Here is a 16,253-nt window from a genome sequence, read left to right on the forward strand (position 1 = left end):
TATTAAAGAGTTAATTATTAATTGCTCTCAAAGTTTTTTATGTATAGGCTGTACATAGGACTTCACATGAGGTGGGCTTTTAGCTTTAAGAAGTCAAGTAGGTTGGCCTTTTAACTCCCCCATGTGAACACGTCCAAAAATACAAAATAAGTAATGTTAACTAACACATTACATACAAAATATATTCTAACTGGGGAAAATTAGAATGAAACTTAAAAGTAATGCGCTAAATCAGGCAGTTAAATTTGCCTTAGCTACAACAACCACTGCTGGTTTGTTTATGTCAGGCTCTGTTATTGCAGCAGAGGAAAGCGAAACCAAAGTTAATAAAAATGTAGAAAAAATAGCCGTAGTGGGTACTCGTTCAGCACCCCGCTCTATTGGTGATTCACCAGTTCCTATTGATATTATTGGCGGTGAAGAATTAGAAAAATCTGGCAACACCGATATGCTTGAACTTTTAAAAGGCTCTGTTCCTTCTTTTAATGTTCATCAAAACCCAATCAGTGATGCCGCATCACTTGTACGCCCAGCTAACTTACGTGGCCTACCTTCAGATAGCACATTAGTTCTTTTAAACGGTAAACGTCGTCACCGCGCGTCTGTCATTGCATTTTTAGGTGGTGGTATTAATGATGGTGCACAAGGCGCTGATATTTCAGTTATTCCTAGCATTGCACTTAAGCAAGTAGAAGTACTACGCGATGGCGCAGCAGCACAATATGGTTCTGATGCAATCGCAGGTGTAATGAACTTCCAACTTAAAGATGCCTCTGAAGGCGGTAAGCTTGAAGTTCGTCAAGGTCAATATTACGAAGGCGATGGTGATACAACACAGATATCGGGTAACGTAGGCTTACCATTTACCGATAACGGCTTTGCTAACTTAAGTTTTCAATACAAAACAGCGGACGCAACAAGCCGATCAGTGCAACGCCCTGATGCCGCAGGACTTGCCGCTGCAGGTGTACCAGACGTTTCATCTCTTGCACAAGTGTGGGGTGCCCCTGAAGTTGATGACGACATTTCAATTTTTGGTAACGTTGGGTTAGAACTAACAAACGACTCTGAATTTTATATGTTTGGTAACTACTCTGAGCGTGATGTACGTGGTGGCTTTTACTACCGTAACCCGCATACCCGCCCAGGTGTTTATTCAAACGATGGCGGTGAAACTCTGCTTGTTGCCGATTTAACAGAGGACATGAGCGCTAACTGTCCTACTATCGCGATTGACGATAACGTACTTGATAACCCAGACTACATTAGCGGAGTTGCTAACAACCCTGATTGTTTTGCATTTAACGAAGTGATCCCTGGTGGTTTTACACCTAACTTTGGTGGCAATATCACCGACACCTCTTTAACCATTGGTACAAAGGGTATGTTCACGGGTGGTTTCCTTAAAGATGCATTTTACGATTTAAGCGGTACAGTTGGTTTAAACGAATCTCGCTACTTTATTTACGACACAGTTAATGCCTCATTAGGTGCAGACAGCCCGCGTGATTTTAGCCCGGGTAAATACGAGCAACTAGAGAAAAACTTTAACTTTGACCTTTCTAAAGGCTTTGATTTTGACCTTGCGTACGATGTAAATATTGCCGGTGGTTTAGAATGGCACGAAGAAACATTCACTGTTATTTCTGGTGATGAAGCATCATTCACTGCAGGTCCTTTAACTGAGCAAGGTTTTGGTATTGGCTCTAACGGTTTTCCTGGTTTTAAACCTTCTGATGCCGGCGAATACACACGTCGTAACTACGCTGCCTATGTTGATGTAGAAGCACCATTTACCGAAGAGTTCTTAATGGGCCTTGCGGTACGTTTTGAAGATTACGACAGCTTTGGTTCTACAACAAACTACAAAGTAATGGCACAGTACCACCTTACAGAAGACTTAAATATTCGTGGCTCTGTAAGCACAGGCTTCCGCGCCCCTACTGTTGGCCAAGCGAACGTTAGTAACGTACAAACCAACTTAAGTGACGGTGTGCTACAAGATTCTGCATTATTACCACCTACAAACCCAATTGCTGTGCAACTAGGCGGTACAGAGCTAACACCTGAAGAATCACAAAGCTACACATTAGGCGCGGTATACACAATTGGTGATTTATTTGTAACGCTTGATTACTATAATATTGAAGTAGAAGATCGTATCAGCCAATCAGAAAAAATCGTACTTAGCCAAGAAGACAAAGATACGCTAGAAGCCGCTGGTGTAGCAAATGCACAAAGCTATGCGCAAGTAAGCTTTTTCACTAATGACTTTGATACTACAACGCAAGGTATTGACTTAGTTGCTAACTACACAGCTGACATGCTAGGCGGAAGCTCTACATTTAGCCTTGCTTATAACTGGAATGAAACTGAAGTAACTAAGTTCAGCGACATTACCGGTGAATTTAAAGTTAAGCGTTTAGAAGAAGATTTACCAAATCACCGTGCAACGCTTACTTGGGCACAACAATGGGAATCAATTTCGTTATTTACTCGTGCTAACTACTACGGCGAATACCAAGGTGTTCACGTAGATTACGATGCAACAGCAAAAACAGCTGACGCAGCAGTAACTATTGACGCTGAAATAACGTACTTCCTAAATGAGTCTATTAGTTTCTCGGTAGGTGCACAAAACATCTTTGACCAAGACGCTGAAAAACTTGATTTTGAAGACCGTACGGGTATCCCTAACAATAACTGGGGTGGCCAATACTACGAAACATCTCCATACGGTATTAACGGTGGCTTCTACTACGCGAAAGCAACCTATACTTTCTAATATTTTTTCATGATAAACCAAGGCGAAATGGTAAGACATTTCGCCTTTTTTATTTTATATTAATTAAAAAAACAATAATGCCGCGTCATGCTAATTAAAAAAGCCAACCAACTACTACACGAAAACAAACTCAAAGAAGCCGAGTTTCATTTTAAAGCAATTTTAAATAGTAACCCGCAAAGCGGTGAAGCTTTATTTGGTTTAGGCAGGATAGCACTTAGGTTAGAGCGCTATGATGCAGCAGTATACTTATTACAAAAAGCATGCGAACGTTTGCCTCACATGCTGGAGCCTTTACATGCGCTTGCCGATGCATTTAATAGCGTGCACTCCCCTGATGATGCGCTTAAAGTACTCGAATATGCTAAAAGCCTCGCAAGCCATAACCCTGAGCCTCATTATTATTTAGCTCAGCATTATTTAAGCTACGGCGAGTTAGACAAAGCACACACCACATTTGCGCATGCACTAAGCATGGGGTTATATCCCGTAACTGCCTATATTTTATTTGAATTAGTACAGCTAGGCCGATTTAATAAAGAACATAATTATGTGAGCAACCTACACCATTTTTTAACGCAAACTAATAACGTGCGTTTAAAAATGGTGTGTTACTACGCGTTAGGTAAAAGCTATGACAAACTAGATGATACAGCACAAGCATTTAACTACTATGTGCTTGCCAACAAACTTCAAAAAAAACTTACTCACTTTAAAACCAGTGACTTAGTGCCTTTTTATGAACAAATTATAGGGCACAATACGCAACAGCTAATTGCATCTGCCGATCACACTTTCAGTGGCACTATTACACCCGTGTTTATAATGGGTATGCCCCGCAGCGGATCAACCTTACTTGAACAAATGATGGCTAATCATTCACAATTTACTACGCTAGGTGAAAACACGAGTATTGGTAATCAAGTAGTGGGGTTTATAGAGCAGCAAACACAAACTCCATACCCGCAATGTTTAAGCGGACTTAGTAGCGATTTAATAGCAAAAGCTCGCAACATTTATATTGAAGAGTTAAAAAAAGCACAGCCTGTACGCCCTTTCATTATTAATAAGCTACCGAGTAACTATCAGTCTTTGGGCTTAATTTACTTACTGTTCCCTAATGCTAAATTTATTAATTTAAGTAGGAATTTTAACGCCACAGCTTTTTCGGTGTTCAGTAACTACTTTGCCGAAAATGAGCCGTACTTTTGTGATTTAAAAGAATTCAAACTTTACCATGCGTTGTATGGAAAATTAATGGATCATTGGTACAGTCTGCCCTTATTACCGCTATACGATATTCATTATGAGCAACTCGTTGTTGAGCCTAAGGCGCAGCTAAGTGCTTTATTTTCGTTTTTAGGGTGTGAGTATGAGCCGCAATGCTTAGCATTTTATAAGCGCAAGGCTGCGGTTAGCACACTAAGCAAACAAGCCATTAGGCAGCCAATTAATACACAGGCACTTGCGCATTGGGAGCGCTATAAAATTCCGCTGTTAAAACAATTTGAATAAACCTAATGGCTTAACTGTGCTCATTAAACCAGTCAACCACATCTTTAAATTGCTCATCCCGTGCCTGCGGATGTGTAAGCATATTAATATGATCATAATCGACACTATGACCATGGCGCTTACCATAAATTTTTAAGGTTTGTTTGCCAGGTCCGGACTCGGCTATAAACTTTTTAATATCAATCGGCTGTGCGAGAGCTTTGTCGTTTACTGCACCAACATGAAGTGTAGGGGGTACATGCAGCTTAGCTAACGCGCTTGCGTAGTCAAAGCCATCATCGCTATCAACCCATGGCCTTTTTTTAGCCCACTGCATACTTTGATAATGCGACTTTTGCGATTCGTTATCGCTGCCCCACTTATAGCCTTTGGCGTTTAAATAACCGTGCTTTTTAGCCAATATCGGCGCCATAAAGTACCAAATTACATTTGCTTGTAGTAACTTTTTAGGATGATTGTTAAATAAAGAACGTTTAGAGCCAAAATAAGCACACGCTTTAACCTCTTTTAAATACTCAGGAAAGCGCGCAAACACGCTGTTCATTAACACCCCACCCCATGAGTGAGCGACCCAATAATCGGGCTTTTGACCTTCGAGTTGTTCAATATGATTAATAAAAGCAGGGATGTCTTCAACTATGGCCTCTGTTTGGCCATATTTTGAATGGCGAGTTATGAGCGGCTTACTTTCTCCACGCCCCCGCAGATCTGCTACATAACAACAATATCCTTGATCCGCCAAAAAAGGCGCTAAACCTTTATTACTGTGAGTATAAAAAATTTTGCCGTTTTCTACTGCTCCATGCATTAAAAACACTACCGGGCCTGCTTTATTAACGTTCGCGATACGGCGTAAATGCAAAGTTTGCTGATCGGCTAGTTGAACAAAATGTGATTGCTGAGTGATGGCCACAAATTTTCCTTAATTATTTTTACACACTCATCCTACCAGTTACGGTACTAATTCTAAAGTAAATGGTTACACTTTTGATCTAAGCATTTGATACACTTGCATCATTATTTAATTGCTAAATTTAAGCTATGAAATCAAAATCAAACAGCAACAAGTTACATCCTCGCAATCAGCACTTAAATGGTTACAATTTAGACTTATTATGCGAAAAACATAATGCGTTAGCACCTTTTATAGTGGTAACACCCGCGGGCAATAAAAGTATAGATTTTAGCAATAACAAAGCCGTTAAAACACTGAATCAAGCTCTGTTAAAAGCGCACTATAATATTGAGTTTTGGGATATACCGGATCAAAACTTATGCCCCCCTATTCCAGGGCGAGTAGATTACATACATTACTTGGCCGATTTATTAAGCGTAGATAATCAAAAAAAAATACCGATAGGGCGTCAAATTAAAGCACTTGATATTGGTACCGGTGCTAATTTGGTTTACCCACTCACAGGGACTCACGAATACAACTGGCACTTTACTGGGAGTGATATAGATGCAAACTCAATAAAAATAGCAAAGCAAATTACCCAGTTTAATAGCTTGAAAATCACTCTAAAGCATCAAAAAAATGCATCTTCTATTTTTAAGGGTATTATTAATCAAAAAGATTTATTTCACGTAACTCTATGTAACCCTCCGTTTCACGCAAGCGCGGACGAGGCTAACAAAGGCACTGAGCGAAAATGGAAAAACTTAGGAAAATCACCTAAAAACACCCTTAATTTTAGCGGGCAAAATAATGAGCTATGGTGCGAAGGGGGTGAAGCCCAGTTTATCAGTAATATGATCACCGAAAGCGAGTTGTTTGCAGAGCAAGTTATATGGTTTACATCGCTTGTTTCAAAAAAAGAAACTCTTACTACCTTAGAAAAAAAACTAAGCACCCTCCCTATTGCTGAATATAAAATTATAAATATGGCACAAGGGCAAAAAGTAAGTCGTTTTATTGCGTGGAGTTATTTTGATAAAGCCACCCGCGAACACATTTTTGAAGAACTTGTGTAAACCCATAAAAAAACAAGGCCCTAATAAAGGAATAACAATAATGATAGATTTTCGCTCAGACACAGTTACTAAACCGTCAATAGCTATGCGCGAAGTAATGTACAACTCGCCAGTAGGCGATGATGTGTACGGGGATGATCCTAGCGTAAACCAATTAGAAGCATACGCGTGTAAGCGTTTTAACTTTGATGCTGCGCTTTATTGCAGCTCTGGCACACAAGCTAATTTACTGGCGTTAATGGCACATTGCGAACGTGGAGATGAATATATCTGTGGGCAAAATGCCCATAATTATAAGTTTGAAGGCGGTGGCGCAGCCGTTTTAGGGTCTGTTCAACCACAACCTATCGAAAACGAAGCTGATGGGACTCTCCCTTTTAGTAAAATTGCTGCGGCAATAAAACCCGATGATTGCCACTTTGCTAAAACTCGGTTGCTTAGCCTTGAAAACACCATTGGTGGAAAAGTGCTCCCGCTTGAGTACTTAGCCCAAGCTCGCGACTTTGTTAATACACATAATTTAGCACTACATTTAGATGGCGCGCGTGCGTTTAATGCAGCCGTTGAGCTAAATGTTGATATAACTACAATTACAAAGCACTTTGACTCTGTCTCAATTTGCTTATCTAAGGGCTTAGGTGCGCCAGTCGGCTCGTTATTATTAGGCTCACAAGCATTGATTGATAAAGCTAGGCGCTGGAGAAAAGTACTCGGTGGTGGCATGCGCCAAGCAGGAATGCTTGCAGGGGCAGGGCAATTCGCACTTGAGCACAATGTAAATCGCTTGCAAGAAGATCACGCTAATGCACGTTATTTAGCTCAAAAGTTAAATGAATTAAGCGGTTTTACTGTAGATATGAGCAACACCACTAATATGGTGTATGCAACGTACAGTAGTAGTATTAATATTGAAGAACTTGCACAAGCGCTTAAACAGCAAGGTATATTAATTAGCCCAAGCAAGCAGCTTAGGCTAGTCACGCATTTAGATATTACGCGCGAAGATATTGATACATTTTTAAATACTTTAACGGCCCATATTTAATTCTGCTTTATAATGTTTGCGGCACACCGAAACGTATCGGTCGTTGCCGCCAATTTCTACTTGGTTACCATCGGCAATCGCATTGCCATTTTCATCTGTACGCAGCACATGATTTGCTTTGCGCCCGCAATGACACACCGTTTTAAGCTCAACTAATTTATCGGCCCATGCTAATAAATACTGTGAGCCAATAAATAACTCACCTCTAAAGTCGCTCCTAAGGCCGTAACACAATACCGGAATACCTAATTCATCCACTACATCGGTTAACTGCATCACCTGCTCTTTTGACAAAAACTGGCATTCGTCGACCAATACACAGTGGCGTTTTTTTTCGTTTTGAAGGGTTTGGATCAAATCAAATACATTGTTGGATTCATCAAATATATGTGCTTCAGCTTGCAGACCAATACGAGATGATACTTTTCCTACACCAGAGCGGTTATCAATTGCAGCCGTTAAAATAACTGGCTCCATACCGCGCTCACGATAGTTAAACGCCGATTGTAATAAGGTGGTAGATTTACCCGCATTCATCGCAGAGTAGTAAAAGTATAATTGAGCCATTGCCGTGCCTTAAGATAAAAAGTGCGCTTATGCTACCTTAATATGCGATTAATACCAATTTCATATCTCTATTTTAGTTAATAAGCGCTTTGATTTTCTTATTACTCAACAGTTTGTAGATATTTTATATAAATTGGAGCACTGTCAAAGCGCGCTAACCATTGCCATATTTCTTTACTAAGCTGGCTATTTTGCTGGTAAAACTGCTTTGAAAAAATTAAATAACCGTCGGTTGTTTCATAAGGTGGGTAAAGGGGTTTTACATCGCTCCCTTTATGTTGATAGCTCGAAACTTTTAAATCATCTACTTGGCATAAATCAACACTAGCCTGTACAACTCCTTTATCAAGTAATTCAAATGCTTTGTCTTTTGAAAACGTATTATGGATGTAAAAAGGCTCTTCTTTTAGTGCGCTGTTCAAGCCATAGCCATTAGGAATGGCGATAGTGAATGCTTTATTTTGAAATACTTCACGCGTTTTCCATTGTTTATGAAAACGACCCCGCCCTATTAAGCAGCTACTAAAACGACTCACTGCAAATTTTTCTAGTAATACCCCTTTTTCGTTTGTAGGGTACACAGCAAAACGTTCACGCCCAGCAAGATAACTGGCAATAACGGCATTAGCTCGGTTGAGTTCTAAATCGTTTAGGCATCTGCGCCATGGTTTTCTAACAAATGAAATGACCACATTTTGTATCTCCGCATCCAATTGCTTTAAAATTTCAATTGAAGCGCCAGGGTTATCTATAGGGACTTCTTGCCCAACACCTAAAAACATAGGTGCTACATCTTTATCTTCGTAGCAAAATATAAGCGTTTGAGGGTTAGCAAACACTGCAGAAGAAAACATCATACCAATTATAAATAAATAATTTAAGCCGCTGATACTCATAATAATTTTTATTAGTAAATAATGTAAATTGTAGCGTGTAATAATAAAGCTGCCAGTTCTGTAACTATTAAATTATTCCTTCATGCTTTAGTAGCCAACTTTTTCTCTCAAGGCCACCGGCATACCCTGTAAGCTTTGAGTTTGCACCAATAATTCGATGACACGGCACAATAATACTAATGGGGTTTTTACCATTTGCAGCCCCTACTGCTCTGACCGCATTAGGATTATTTAATTGTTTAGCTATATCGCCGTAGGTCATGGTTTTGCCAAAAGGGACGCTGAGCAGTGCTTGCCACACACCATTTTGAAAAGGCGTTCCTTGTGTATCTAATGGCACATTAAAGGTTTTGCGCTGGCCATTAAAGTATTCGTTTAATTGTTTTACGCAGATTAAAACCGCACCATTTGTTACTTGCTCAACGGGTGTATGGCTGTAATGTGTTTTTGGGAAAAACCCAACATAGCTCACCCCGTGTTCAGTCGCTTGAATAATAATATCGTCAATTGGGCTTGAAATAGCGGTCTGTATAATCATGAAAGTTGCTGCCATAGTTGAAATGTTAAGTACGAGCGAAATGGTGCGCTCAGCTCTGGGTTAAACTGCTTAGCACTTAGTAACGCTTTTTTTACCCCTAGATCACCGGCTAATAGTATATCTGGGTTACTTTGCCCGCGCAGTTTTGCGTAGTTAACTGTCCAAGGGCCTATGCCTTTTATATCGAGCCAATTACCTAAAAGGCTATTATTCGGGTTATCTGCGCAATACTGCGCTAAATTTTTTAAAGCATTTTTACGCGCTTGTGGCATTTTAAAAAATTCAAAGTCGCATGTAGCTAAATCCTCCGGCTGTGGAAAATACACTTTATCAGCGAGTTTGTCGCCGCGCTCTGTGACCAGCGTTGTTACTAAAGTGTGCGCTGCCCCCACGCTAACTTGTTGGCCCAATACAGCCCTAACCCCTGCTTCAAAACTTGACCAAATCCCAGGTAAGCGTAGCCCTTTGCTTAATGTAAACGCATCATTAATACTGTTTTTTAAGTGGCTTTCAATATGGTTTATGTCGGCATCTACATCCAGTACACGGCGTATATTATTAATTACTTTTTGTAAGTGCTCGGTATTATTTATTACTATTTCAACTTTGAAATGGTTATTTTGTACCTCAAAGTGCGCATTAAAATAACCTACCGCCCCTTTTAGCTTAAACGTTCGCCCGTAACTGGTTGGGGTTATCCACTCCATAGGCTCTATTAGCCGCTTTGACAAAAAGCTATGCAAAGCTTGCCAATTGTAAGGCGGTCTAAAAGGGAGAGTTAATACAATCACAGGGGTTGCCTCTTTTTTTGATTTTCTGAGCTTTGATGGGGGTATATTTAATTGTTGTAAAAAAGCATCGTTAAAACGACGCACACTTTTAAAACCAGCAGCAAATGCAATATCGGTTATGGGCAATGTGGTCTCTTGAATGAGCTTTTTAGCAAAATGGCACTGATTAAATAACCGGTACTGAGTAACAGACATACCAAAGTGCTGATTAAATATGCGCCGCAAATAACGACTGGTAATACCCAGACGAGTAGCTAGCATTTCGCAATTACAGGTATCTCCTAAATCAATTAACTGCTTAGCTCTAAGTGCGGTCGTTTTTACCCCCTGCCAAGCAGCGCTGCCCGGAGCACTATCGGGTCTGCAACGTATACATGGCCTAAAACCAGCTTGTGCTGCGTTGTGCGCATATTGATAATACACCACATTTTTTTCGTGGGCGGTGGGCGCGGGGCAGATTGGCCGACAATAAATGCCGGTGCTTTTTACCGCAACGTAAAATAAGCCATCAAATCGTGCATCGCGGCTTTGCCGTGCTCTTTGCCAATACTGATTATTCATGTAGGGTCTGATACCAATCCGCAATAAAACGTAACTCAGCATAACAATTTTTAAAGCAGACACTGGCCGTTTTCGGCACTCAACTTATTTTAAAAGTATCATACTAACCCACTTAATTAAGCGACTTAGTATAACTACTGCTCTGCAAAATCGAGTAAGTCTTGGCCTGCTAAGCGGTAGATTATCCATTCGTTTTGGGCTTTTGCCCCTATGCTATTATAAAAATCTATAGCGGGTTTATTCCAATCCAGTACTACCCACTCAAAACGTCCACAGTCATTTGTTATGGCTTTATTAGCCAGGTGCTTCATTATTAATTTACCAGCACCATTGCCTCGGCTATCAGGGCTTACGTATAAATCTTCCAAATATAAGCCATTTTTACCCAGCCAAGTAGAGTAATTATAAAAATACACCGCAAAGCCAATAGGCTCATCATTTTCAAGGCAAATAACACTATGTGCTGTTGCCCCCTCACTAAACAATGTTTTTATAATTGCCTGCTCATCTGTTTTTACTGCATCGGGTTCTTTTTCGTAAATAGCCAGTTCGGTAATAAACTGTAAAATGGTTGGCGCGTCGCTTTTTTTAGCATCGCGTATTTGTATTTGTTTACTCATGTTATTAATCCTAAAAGTACTGCTCTATTTTTTCTTTTAAAATATCAAGCTGTATGGGTTTAGTTAAGTAATCATCCATACCGGCATCTATACAACGTTCTTTATCTGAGTCCATTGCATTGGCGGTGAGGGCAATTATTTTTATTGCTTTGTGCTCACCCCCTGCCATACCGTCTCGTATATTAGCCGTGGCGTCAAAGCCATCCATTACCGGCATTTGGCAATCCATTAATACTAAATCAAAATACCCCTCGTTATGCTCACTTAAAGTATCTATGGCTTCTTGACCATTTTGCGCCAGTATCACTTCGCAATTTAGCTTTTTAAGCATAAGTGTAGAAACATGCTGATTAACAGGGTTATCCTCAACTAATAAAATTTTTGCAGGTGTGTCTGATTTTTCTTTTCTTAGTGACGAAATATACCCTGGGGTCACTAGAGGAAGGGGTTCAGTGCTGTCTGAACTTGTAATAACCGATAACGCAGATATTAAATCAGCGGTTGTAACTGGCTTAGGAAAATACGCCTGAAAACCAATTTTTGAATAGCGCTGTGCACCTTCCATGCCTGCAATACTGGTCATCATTACCAGTGGCATGGCTTTATAATCATCATGGGCTTTTAATAATTTACAAAGCTCCATACCATCCATTTCTGGCATTTGCATATCTAGCACGGCAATATCAAACATTGCCTGATTTTTTTCTATGCGCTGTGCACAAAGTTCAAGCGCCTGTTTTGCACTACTAGCAAGCGTAACATTAGCCCCCCAATGCCCTAATTGCTGAGAGATAACTAAGCGGTTAGTTTCGTTATCATCAACTACGAGTACATTTAACGAACTCATATTTATATTAGGGATAGTACGTTCTTTTTCGATGCCTTCAGCCACTTGCATGGTTGCAGTAAATTCGCTGCCTTTGTCAGGTTCGCTCGCCAGTGAAATTTTACCATTCATTAGCTCACATAACTGTTTACATATAGCGAGCCCCAGCCCCGTGCCTCCGTATTCTCGCGTGGTAGATGCATCCACTTGCGAAAAAGGGGTAAATAATTGCTGTTGTTTTGCTTCGGTTATGCCTATCCCTGAGTCTTTTACTTTTATATTTAGCAGTAGGTCTTGGTCGGTTTTTTCTATAGATGCGCTCACCACCACTTCACCCTGACTGGTAAATTTAACTGCATTACTAATTAAGTTGGTTACCACTTGGCGTATACGCCCGGGGTCGCCCATTAAATGTGAAGGCTCCAAGGAGACTAAATCTAAAATAATCTCAATGCCTTTTTCTTGTGCGGTAAAGGCCTGTGCCTCGGCTATTTCGCCAATTAAGTCGCGCGCATTAAAATGTATATGCTCAAGCTCAACTTTGCCTGCTTCCGCCTTTGAAAAATCTAAAATATCGTTAATAACGCCAAGTAAAGAATGAGCACTGCTTTTAGCAATAGCGACCTTTTTTTCTATTGGTTTACTTAATGGCTCTAATTCTACCAGCTCTAACATGCCTAATACGCCGTTCATCGGCGTGCGAATTTCGTGGCTCATGGTTGCTAAAAACTGGCTTTTTGCTACAGCAGCATCTTGTGCTTGCACTAAAGCAACCTTTAGCTTTTCAGCGGTTTCTTTACGCTTTTGCGAGACCAAGGTGCTACCGACTAACGTAGCCAAAGAGCGCAAATAGGTTTCTTCACTTTGCGTCCAAGTGTGCTTAGCCCCTACAGTTTCTGCGCATAAAATACCTAAATTTCCATCGCCTGTCGAAATAACCGCATCCAGCATCGACTGAATATTTAATGGTTGAGTATAACTTTGCGTAAATTCAATGGTTGCCTTATGCGTATATACATCTTCAATTGCCACTAGGTTTTGCTCAAAAATAGCCTCATAGTAACTTGGAAAATCAACCTTTTTAAGAACGCCGTCAAAATCTACAAATCCATCTTGTCGAGTATATAAACCATGGCACGCCATTTCGTCGCACTGTTTGTTAAATATCCAAATAGAGGCACGCTCAACATTTAATACCTCTACCATCGACTTTATCGTCAGCTTTTTAACTTGCGCAACGTCGCTATTTTGTACCTCAGGCGAAACCGTTAATGACGCTAAATTTTTGTTATAGGCGTTTGCTTTTTCGCTTTCTAACTCTAGGCGTTTATGTGCATCAATACTTTGAAAAGAGCCAAATACACGCACACATTTGCCGTCTTTAAATTCCGCCTGCCCCATCGACTTAACCCAGCGCTCTTTACCGGTATAAGTTAAAATTATCAGCTCAACACTCCAGCTTTCGCCTAAAGTCACCGCACATTCAAACAACGTGCTAATTTTATCGCGGTGCTCTCCTGGCTTATAAAAGTTAATGGCAGTATCAATGCTAGGCTCAAACCCGTCGGGAACTTCGTGTATTACTTTTACTTCGTCTGACCAATACATGGTTTGGTTTTCAAGGTTTATTTCCCATGCGCCAATTTGGCCTTGTTTACTCATTGCCTCAAGCAGGTTTTGTTGGCGGGTAATTTCTACTTGAGTATTATGGCGCTCAGTAATGTCTAAAATAAAGCCATCTAAATAAAGAACTTCGTTGTCATCGCCATAAATTGCTTGGCCTTTTTCGTGCACCCAACGAATACTGCCATCATTTCTTTTTACTCTGTATTCAATAGACCAAGGCAGCTTTTGTGCAATACAGGTACTTACTTGCAGCTCAACATCTTGATCGCCATCGTGAATAATAGCGGCAAAGCTTAGTGTTTTATTATTAATAAAGTCATCAGGCGTATAGCCTGTTATGTCTTTTACTTGGTCACTCATATACAACATAGTCCAGGCTTTATCGAACTTACATCGATAAATAACCCCTGGAATATTTGCCACCAAAGATGCAAAGCGATCGCGGCTATGCTGTAGTTCAGATTCAATTTGCTTGCGCTCGGTAATATCTAAATGTGTGCCAATCATACGACGAGGCGAGCCATCTAAGTTCCAGTCGACTACTTTTGCAGTATCAAGCACCCAAACCCAGTGGCCATCTTTGTGTTTCATCCGCGCTTCGCTGACATAGTAGTCTGTATCACCGTTAAAATGCGCTTTTAATTTTTGCTCTGAAATAACTAAATCATCAGGGTGTGCATACTTATACCAAGTATCAATTGTTGTTGGCTCTAGCTCACTGAGCTTATAGCCTATTATTTCTGCCCAGCGATTATTAAACGTCACTTTGCTGGTATCTATAAACCAATCCCATATTCCTACTGCGGTAGTATCTATTACAAGTTGCAGCTGCGTTTTGTGCTGCTCAAGTTCAAGTTCTTGTAGTTTTAGTGGCGTGACATCGGTACGAATAGCTATATAGCTTTGCGGTTTACCGTGCTCATCAAAAAATGGCGCTATCGTTGTGTCTACCCAATAAAAACCGCCATGTTTTGCTTTATTACATATTTGGCCGTTCCATACTTCACCCCGTTTAAGGGTTTTATACATGCTTTTAAAAAAACCTTTGTCGTGCCTGCCTGAGTTTAGTAAGCGGTGGTTTTGGCCAATAAGCTCATGTTCTTCATAACCGCTTATTTCACAAAACTTCTTATTGACAAAAGTAATAGTGCCCGCTAAATCGGTTACTGCAACAATGGCATGTTCATCAAGGGCACTTTTTTGCTCATCTAATTGTTTAAACGCGGTTTGCAAAGCTGAACGTTGCTTTTGCAGTATACTCTGCTGCTCTTCTTTCACTGCCACCATTTTTTGAAGATCGACTGATAACCTATTTAACTCATGGCTATCAGTTAAGGTCGGTACAGTTACTTTCTCGCCATCGGTAATTTTAGTCATTACTGAGGTGAGCTGAATTAAAGGTTTAGATAAGCGCCGACTAAACCACCATGCAGCGCATAAAATAAGAAGTAAAGAGACTGCATTTGTAAAAATAGCCAGCTGCTTATAATAAGCGGAGTCTTTGAGCATAATTTGCAATGGTTTTGCTGCTAAAAGTTGCCACCCTTGCACACCTAAAAAATTTAAATCACTAATATATGCATGGTATGTCGTGCCGTTTGCACTGACATAATCAAACACTTGCTTACTGGTGAGGGCCGTTTGCGAAAAAACAGGCGCCTCATCTGCATTTGTTACTGAAGAGCGCTCTATTTTATTATTATGTAGTACAAAAAAACTCACTTCGTTGTGCATGTTGTGAATGGTGTTTAAACTTTTTAAAAGGCCATTAATATTTACTTCTGTGAGAATCACACCCTCTAGTTGCTGCGCCGAATTAAGCAAAGGCATAGCCACAATATTAAACTGTTTGCCATTAAACATAACAGAGCCAAAAGCGGCTGGTGTTGAGGTATTAACCGAATTAATAAGCGTACTAAGCTCACCTTTGTTTATCTGCCCGTAAGTCGAGATAATGGGCTGCTTAAGTGCCGATGCAGCTATAATTTCTATACTATTTACAAAGTCATATTGATTAACAAAATGATTTATTAATTTGCTTTGCTCAAGTGGGAAGTTAGAAAGCTGATTTTTAAAGGTATATAAATCAGTAAGGTGATCATCAAACCATAAATTAGCAAACTCTGAGGCGATAGAGCTTAATTCATGCAGCTCGGTATTAGCATTTTTTCGCAGCGTATCATTAACATGCTGTAAGCTAAACCAAGTCAGTAAGCAAAGTGGAACAATAGCAATTAATAAAAAAGTAACGATCAGTTTACTGCGCACAGATTGAGCTGCGCTATTTAGCAGCCCATACTTTCTTCCTTCAACCATGCTATACGTCCAATAATTGTTATTGTATTATTTATTACCTATATTAATGCACTAAAACCTAAAAGACGCAAGTTTTAACCCACAAAGCGAATAAAATACGCCGTATAATTACAGTTTAAACATCAATAAGTTGCAATCAAAATTTACACGTAATAATAAGCAAAAATGTAAATAGCATATATTTTAATCTTTG

The 16,253-nt window shown here is 40.0% G+C and carries 11 protein-coding genes; 4 read left to right on the plus strand and 7 right to left on the minus strand.

Annotated features, from left to right (window positions below; genetic code table 11):
• Positions 1-205: 205 nt before the first annotated feature.
• Both WDB87_RS02720 and WDB87_RS02725 read left to right on the plus strand, forming a co-directional pair.
• Positions 206-2,785 (plus strand): TonB-dependent receptor plug domain-containing protein, encoded by a 2,580-nt coding sequence (locus WDB87_RS02720; RefSeq protein WP_286249112.1) that lies wholly within the window; start codon positions 206-208, stop codon positions 2,783-2,785.
• 87 nt (positions 2,786-2,872) lie between these two features.
• Entirely contained in the window at positions 2,873-4,300 is a 1,428-nt protein-coding gene (locus WDB87_RS02725; protein WP_337848933.1) for a tetratricopeptide repeat-containing sulfotransferase family protein, read from the plus strand.
• A gap of 10 nt (positions 4,301-4,310) precedes the next feature.
• Here the strand turns inward: WDB87_RS02725 and WDB87_RS02730 are convergent, their stop codons facing one another.
• Positions 4,311-5,213, minus strand: a complete 903-nt coding sequence (locus WDB87_RS02730) for an alpha/beta fold hydrolase (RefSeq protein WP_337848934.1) — start codon at positions 5,211-5,213, stop codon at positions 4,311-4,313.
• 128 nt (positions 5,214-5,341) lie between these two features.
• On the opposite strand from WDB87_RS02730, the gene rlmF reads away from it, so the two are divergent.
• Entirely contained in the window at positions 5,342-6,274 is a 933-nt protein-coding gene (gene rlmF / locus WDB87_RS02735) for a 23S rRNA (adenine(1618)-N(6))-methyltransferase RlmF (RefSeq protein ID WP_337848935.1), read from the plus strand.
• 40 nt (positions 6,275-6,314) lie between these two features.
• Positions 6,315-7,319: a low-specificity L-threonine aldolase gene (ltaE, locus tag WDB87_RS02740; protein ID WP_286249106.1), complete on the plus strand. Its 1,005-nt coding sequence runs from the start codon at positions 6,315-6,317 to the stop codon at positions 7,317-7,319.
• Here the strand turns inward: ltaE and WDB87_RS02745 are convergent.
• The 6 genes from WDB87_RS02745 to WDB87_RS02770 form a co-directional block, all read right to left on the minus strand.
• Positions 7,302-7,886, minus strand: a complete 585-nt coding sequence (locus WDB87_RS02745; RefSeq protein WP_286249104.1) for a thymidine kinase — start codon at positions 7,884-7,886, stop codon at positions 7,302-7,304. The genes ltaE and WDB87_RS02745 overlap by 18 nt on opposite strands.
• Positions 7,887-7,987: 101 nt before the next feature.
• The gene (locus tag WDB87_RS02750; protein WP_337848936.1) at positions 7,988-8,782 is read right to left on the minus strand and encodes an amino acid ABC transporter substrate-binding protein; all 795 of its coding nucleotides are present in this window, start codon (positions 8,780-8,782) and stop codon (positions 7,988-7,990) included.
• Between the two features lie 67 nt (positions 8,783-8,849).
• Entirely contained in the window at positions 8,850-9,320 is a 471-nt protein-coding gene (locus tag WDB87_RS02755; protein WP_286249101.1) for a methylated-DNA--[protein]-cysteine S-methyltransferase, read from the minus strand.
• On the minus strand, positions 9,317-10,672 hold the full coding sequence (locus WDB87_RS02760) for a DNA-3-methyladenine glycosylase 2 family protein (protein ID WP_337848937.1): 1,356 nt from the start codon (positions 10,670-10,672) through the stop codon (positions 9,317-9,319). Before WDB87_RS02760 ends, WDB87_RS02755 begins: the two co-directional genes overlap by 4 nt.
• Positions 10,673-10,806: 134 nt before the next feature.
• Entirely contained in the window at positions 10,807-11,292 is a 486-nt protein-coding gene (locus tag WDB87_RS02765) for a GNAT family N-acetyltransferase (protein ID WP_286249096.1), read from the minus strand.
• A gap of 10 nt (positions 11,293-11,302) precedes the next feature.
• The gene (locus WDB87_RS02770; protein WP_337848938.1) at positions 11,303-16,060 is read right to left on the minus strand and encodes a PAS domain-containing protein; all 4,758 of its coding nucleotides are present in this window, start codon (positions 16,058-16,060) and stop codon (positions 11,303-11,305) included.
• Between the last annotated feature and the right edge of the window lie 193 nt (positions 16,061-16,253).

The sequence above is a fragment of the Pseudoalteromonas sp. C12FD-1 genome, assembly GCF_037414265.1.
Lineage (GTDB): Bacteria > Pseudomonadota > Gammaproteobacteria > Enterobacterales > Alteromonadaceae > Pseudoalteromonas.

Excerpts from the sequence above, each read along its gene's own strand:
- WDB87_RS02750 (WP_337848936.1), bottom strand. The coding sequence starts at position 8,782 with ATGAGTATCAGCGGCTTAAATTATTTATTTATAATTGGTATGATGTTT.
- WDB87_RS02765 (WP_286249096.1), bottom strand. The coding sequence starts at position 11,292 with ATGAGTAAACAAATACAAATACGCGATGCTAAAAAAAGCGACGCGCCA.
- ltaE (WP_286249106.1), top strand. The coding sequence starts at position 6,315 with ATGATAGATTTTCGCTCAGACACAGTTACTAAACCGTCAATAGCTATG.
- WDB87_RS02720 (WP_286249112.1), top strand. The coding sequence starts at position 206 with ATGAAACTTAAAAGTAATGCGCTAAATCAGGCAGTTAAATTTGCCTTA.
- WDB87_RS02725 (WP_337848933.1), top strand. The coding sequence starts at position 2,873 with ATGCTAATTAAAAAAGCCAACCAACTACTACACGAAAACAAACTCAAA.
- WDB87_RS02745 (WP_286249104.1), bottom strand. The coding sequence starts at position 7,886 with ATGGCTCAATTATACTTTTACTACTCTGCGATGAATGCGGGTAAATCT.
- WDB87_RS02760 (WP_337848937.1), bottom strand. The coding sequence starts at position 10,672 with ATGAATAATCAGTATTGGCAAAGAGCACGGCAAAGCCGCGATGCACGA.
- rlmF (WP_337848935.1), top strand. The coding sequence starts at position 5,342 with ATGAAATCAAAATCAAACAGCAACAAGTTACATCCTCGCAATCAGCAC.
- WDB87_RS02770 (WP_337848938.1), bottom strand. The coding sequence starts at position 16,060 with ATGGTTGAAGGAAGAAAGTATGGGCTGCTAAATAGCGCAGCTCAATCT.
- WDB87_RS02755 (WP_286249101.1), bottom strand. The coding sequence starts at position 9,320 with ATGATTATACAGACCGCTATTTCAAGCCCAATTGACGATATTATTATT.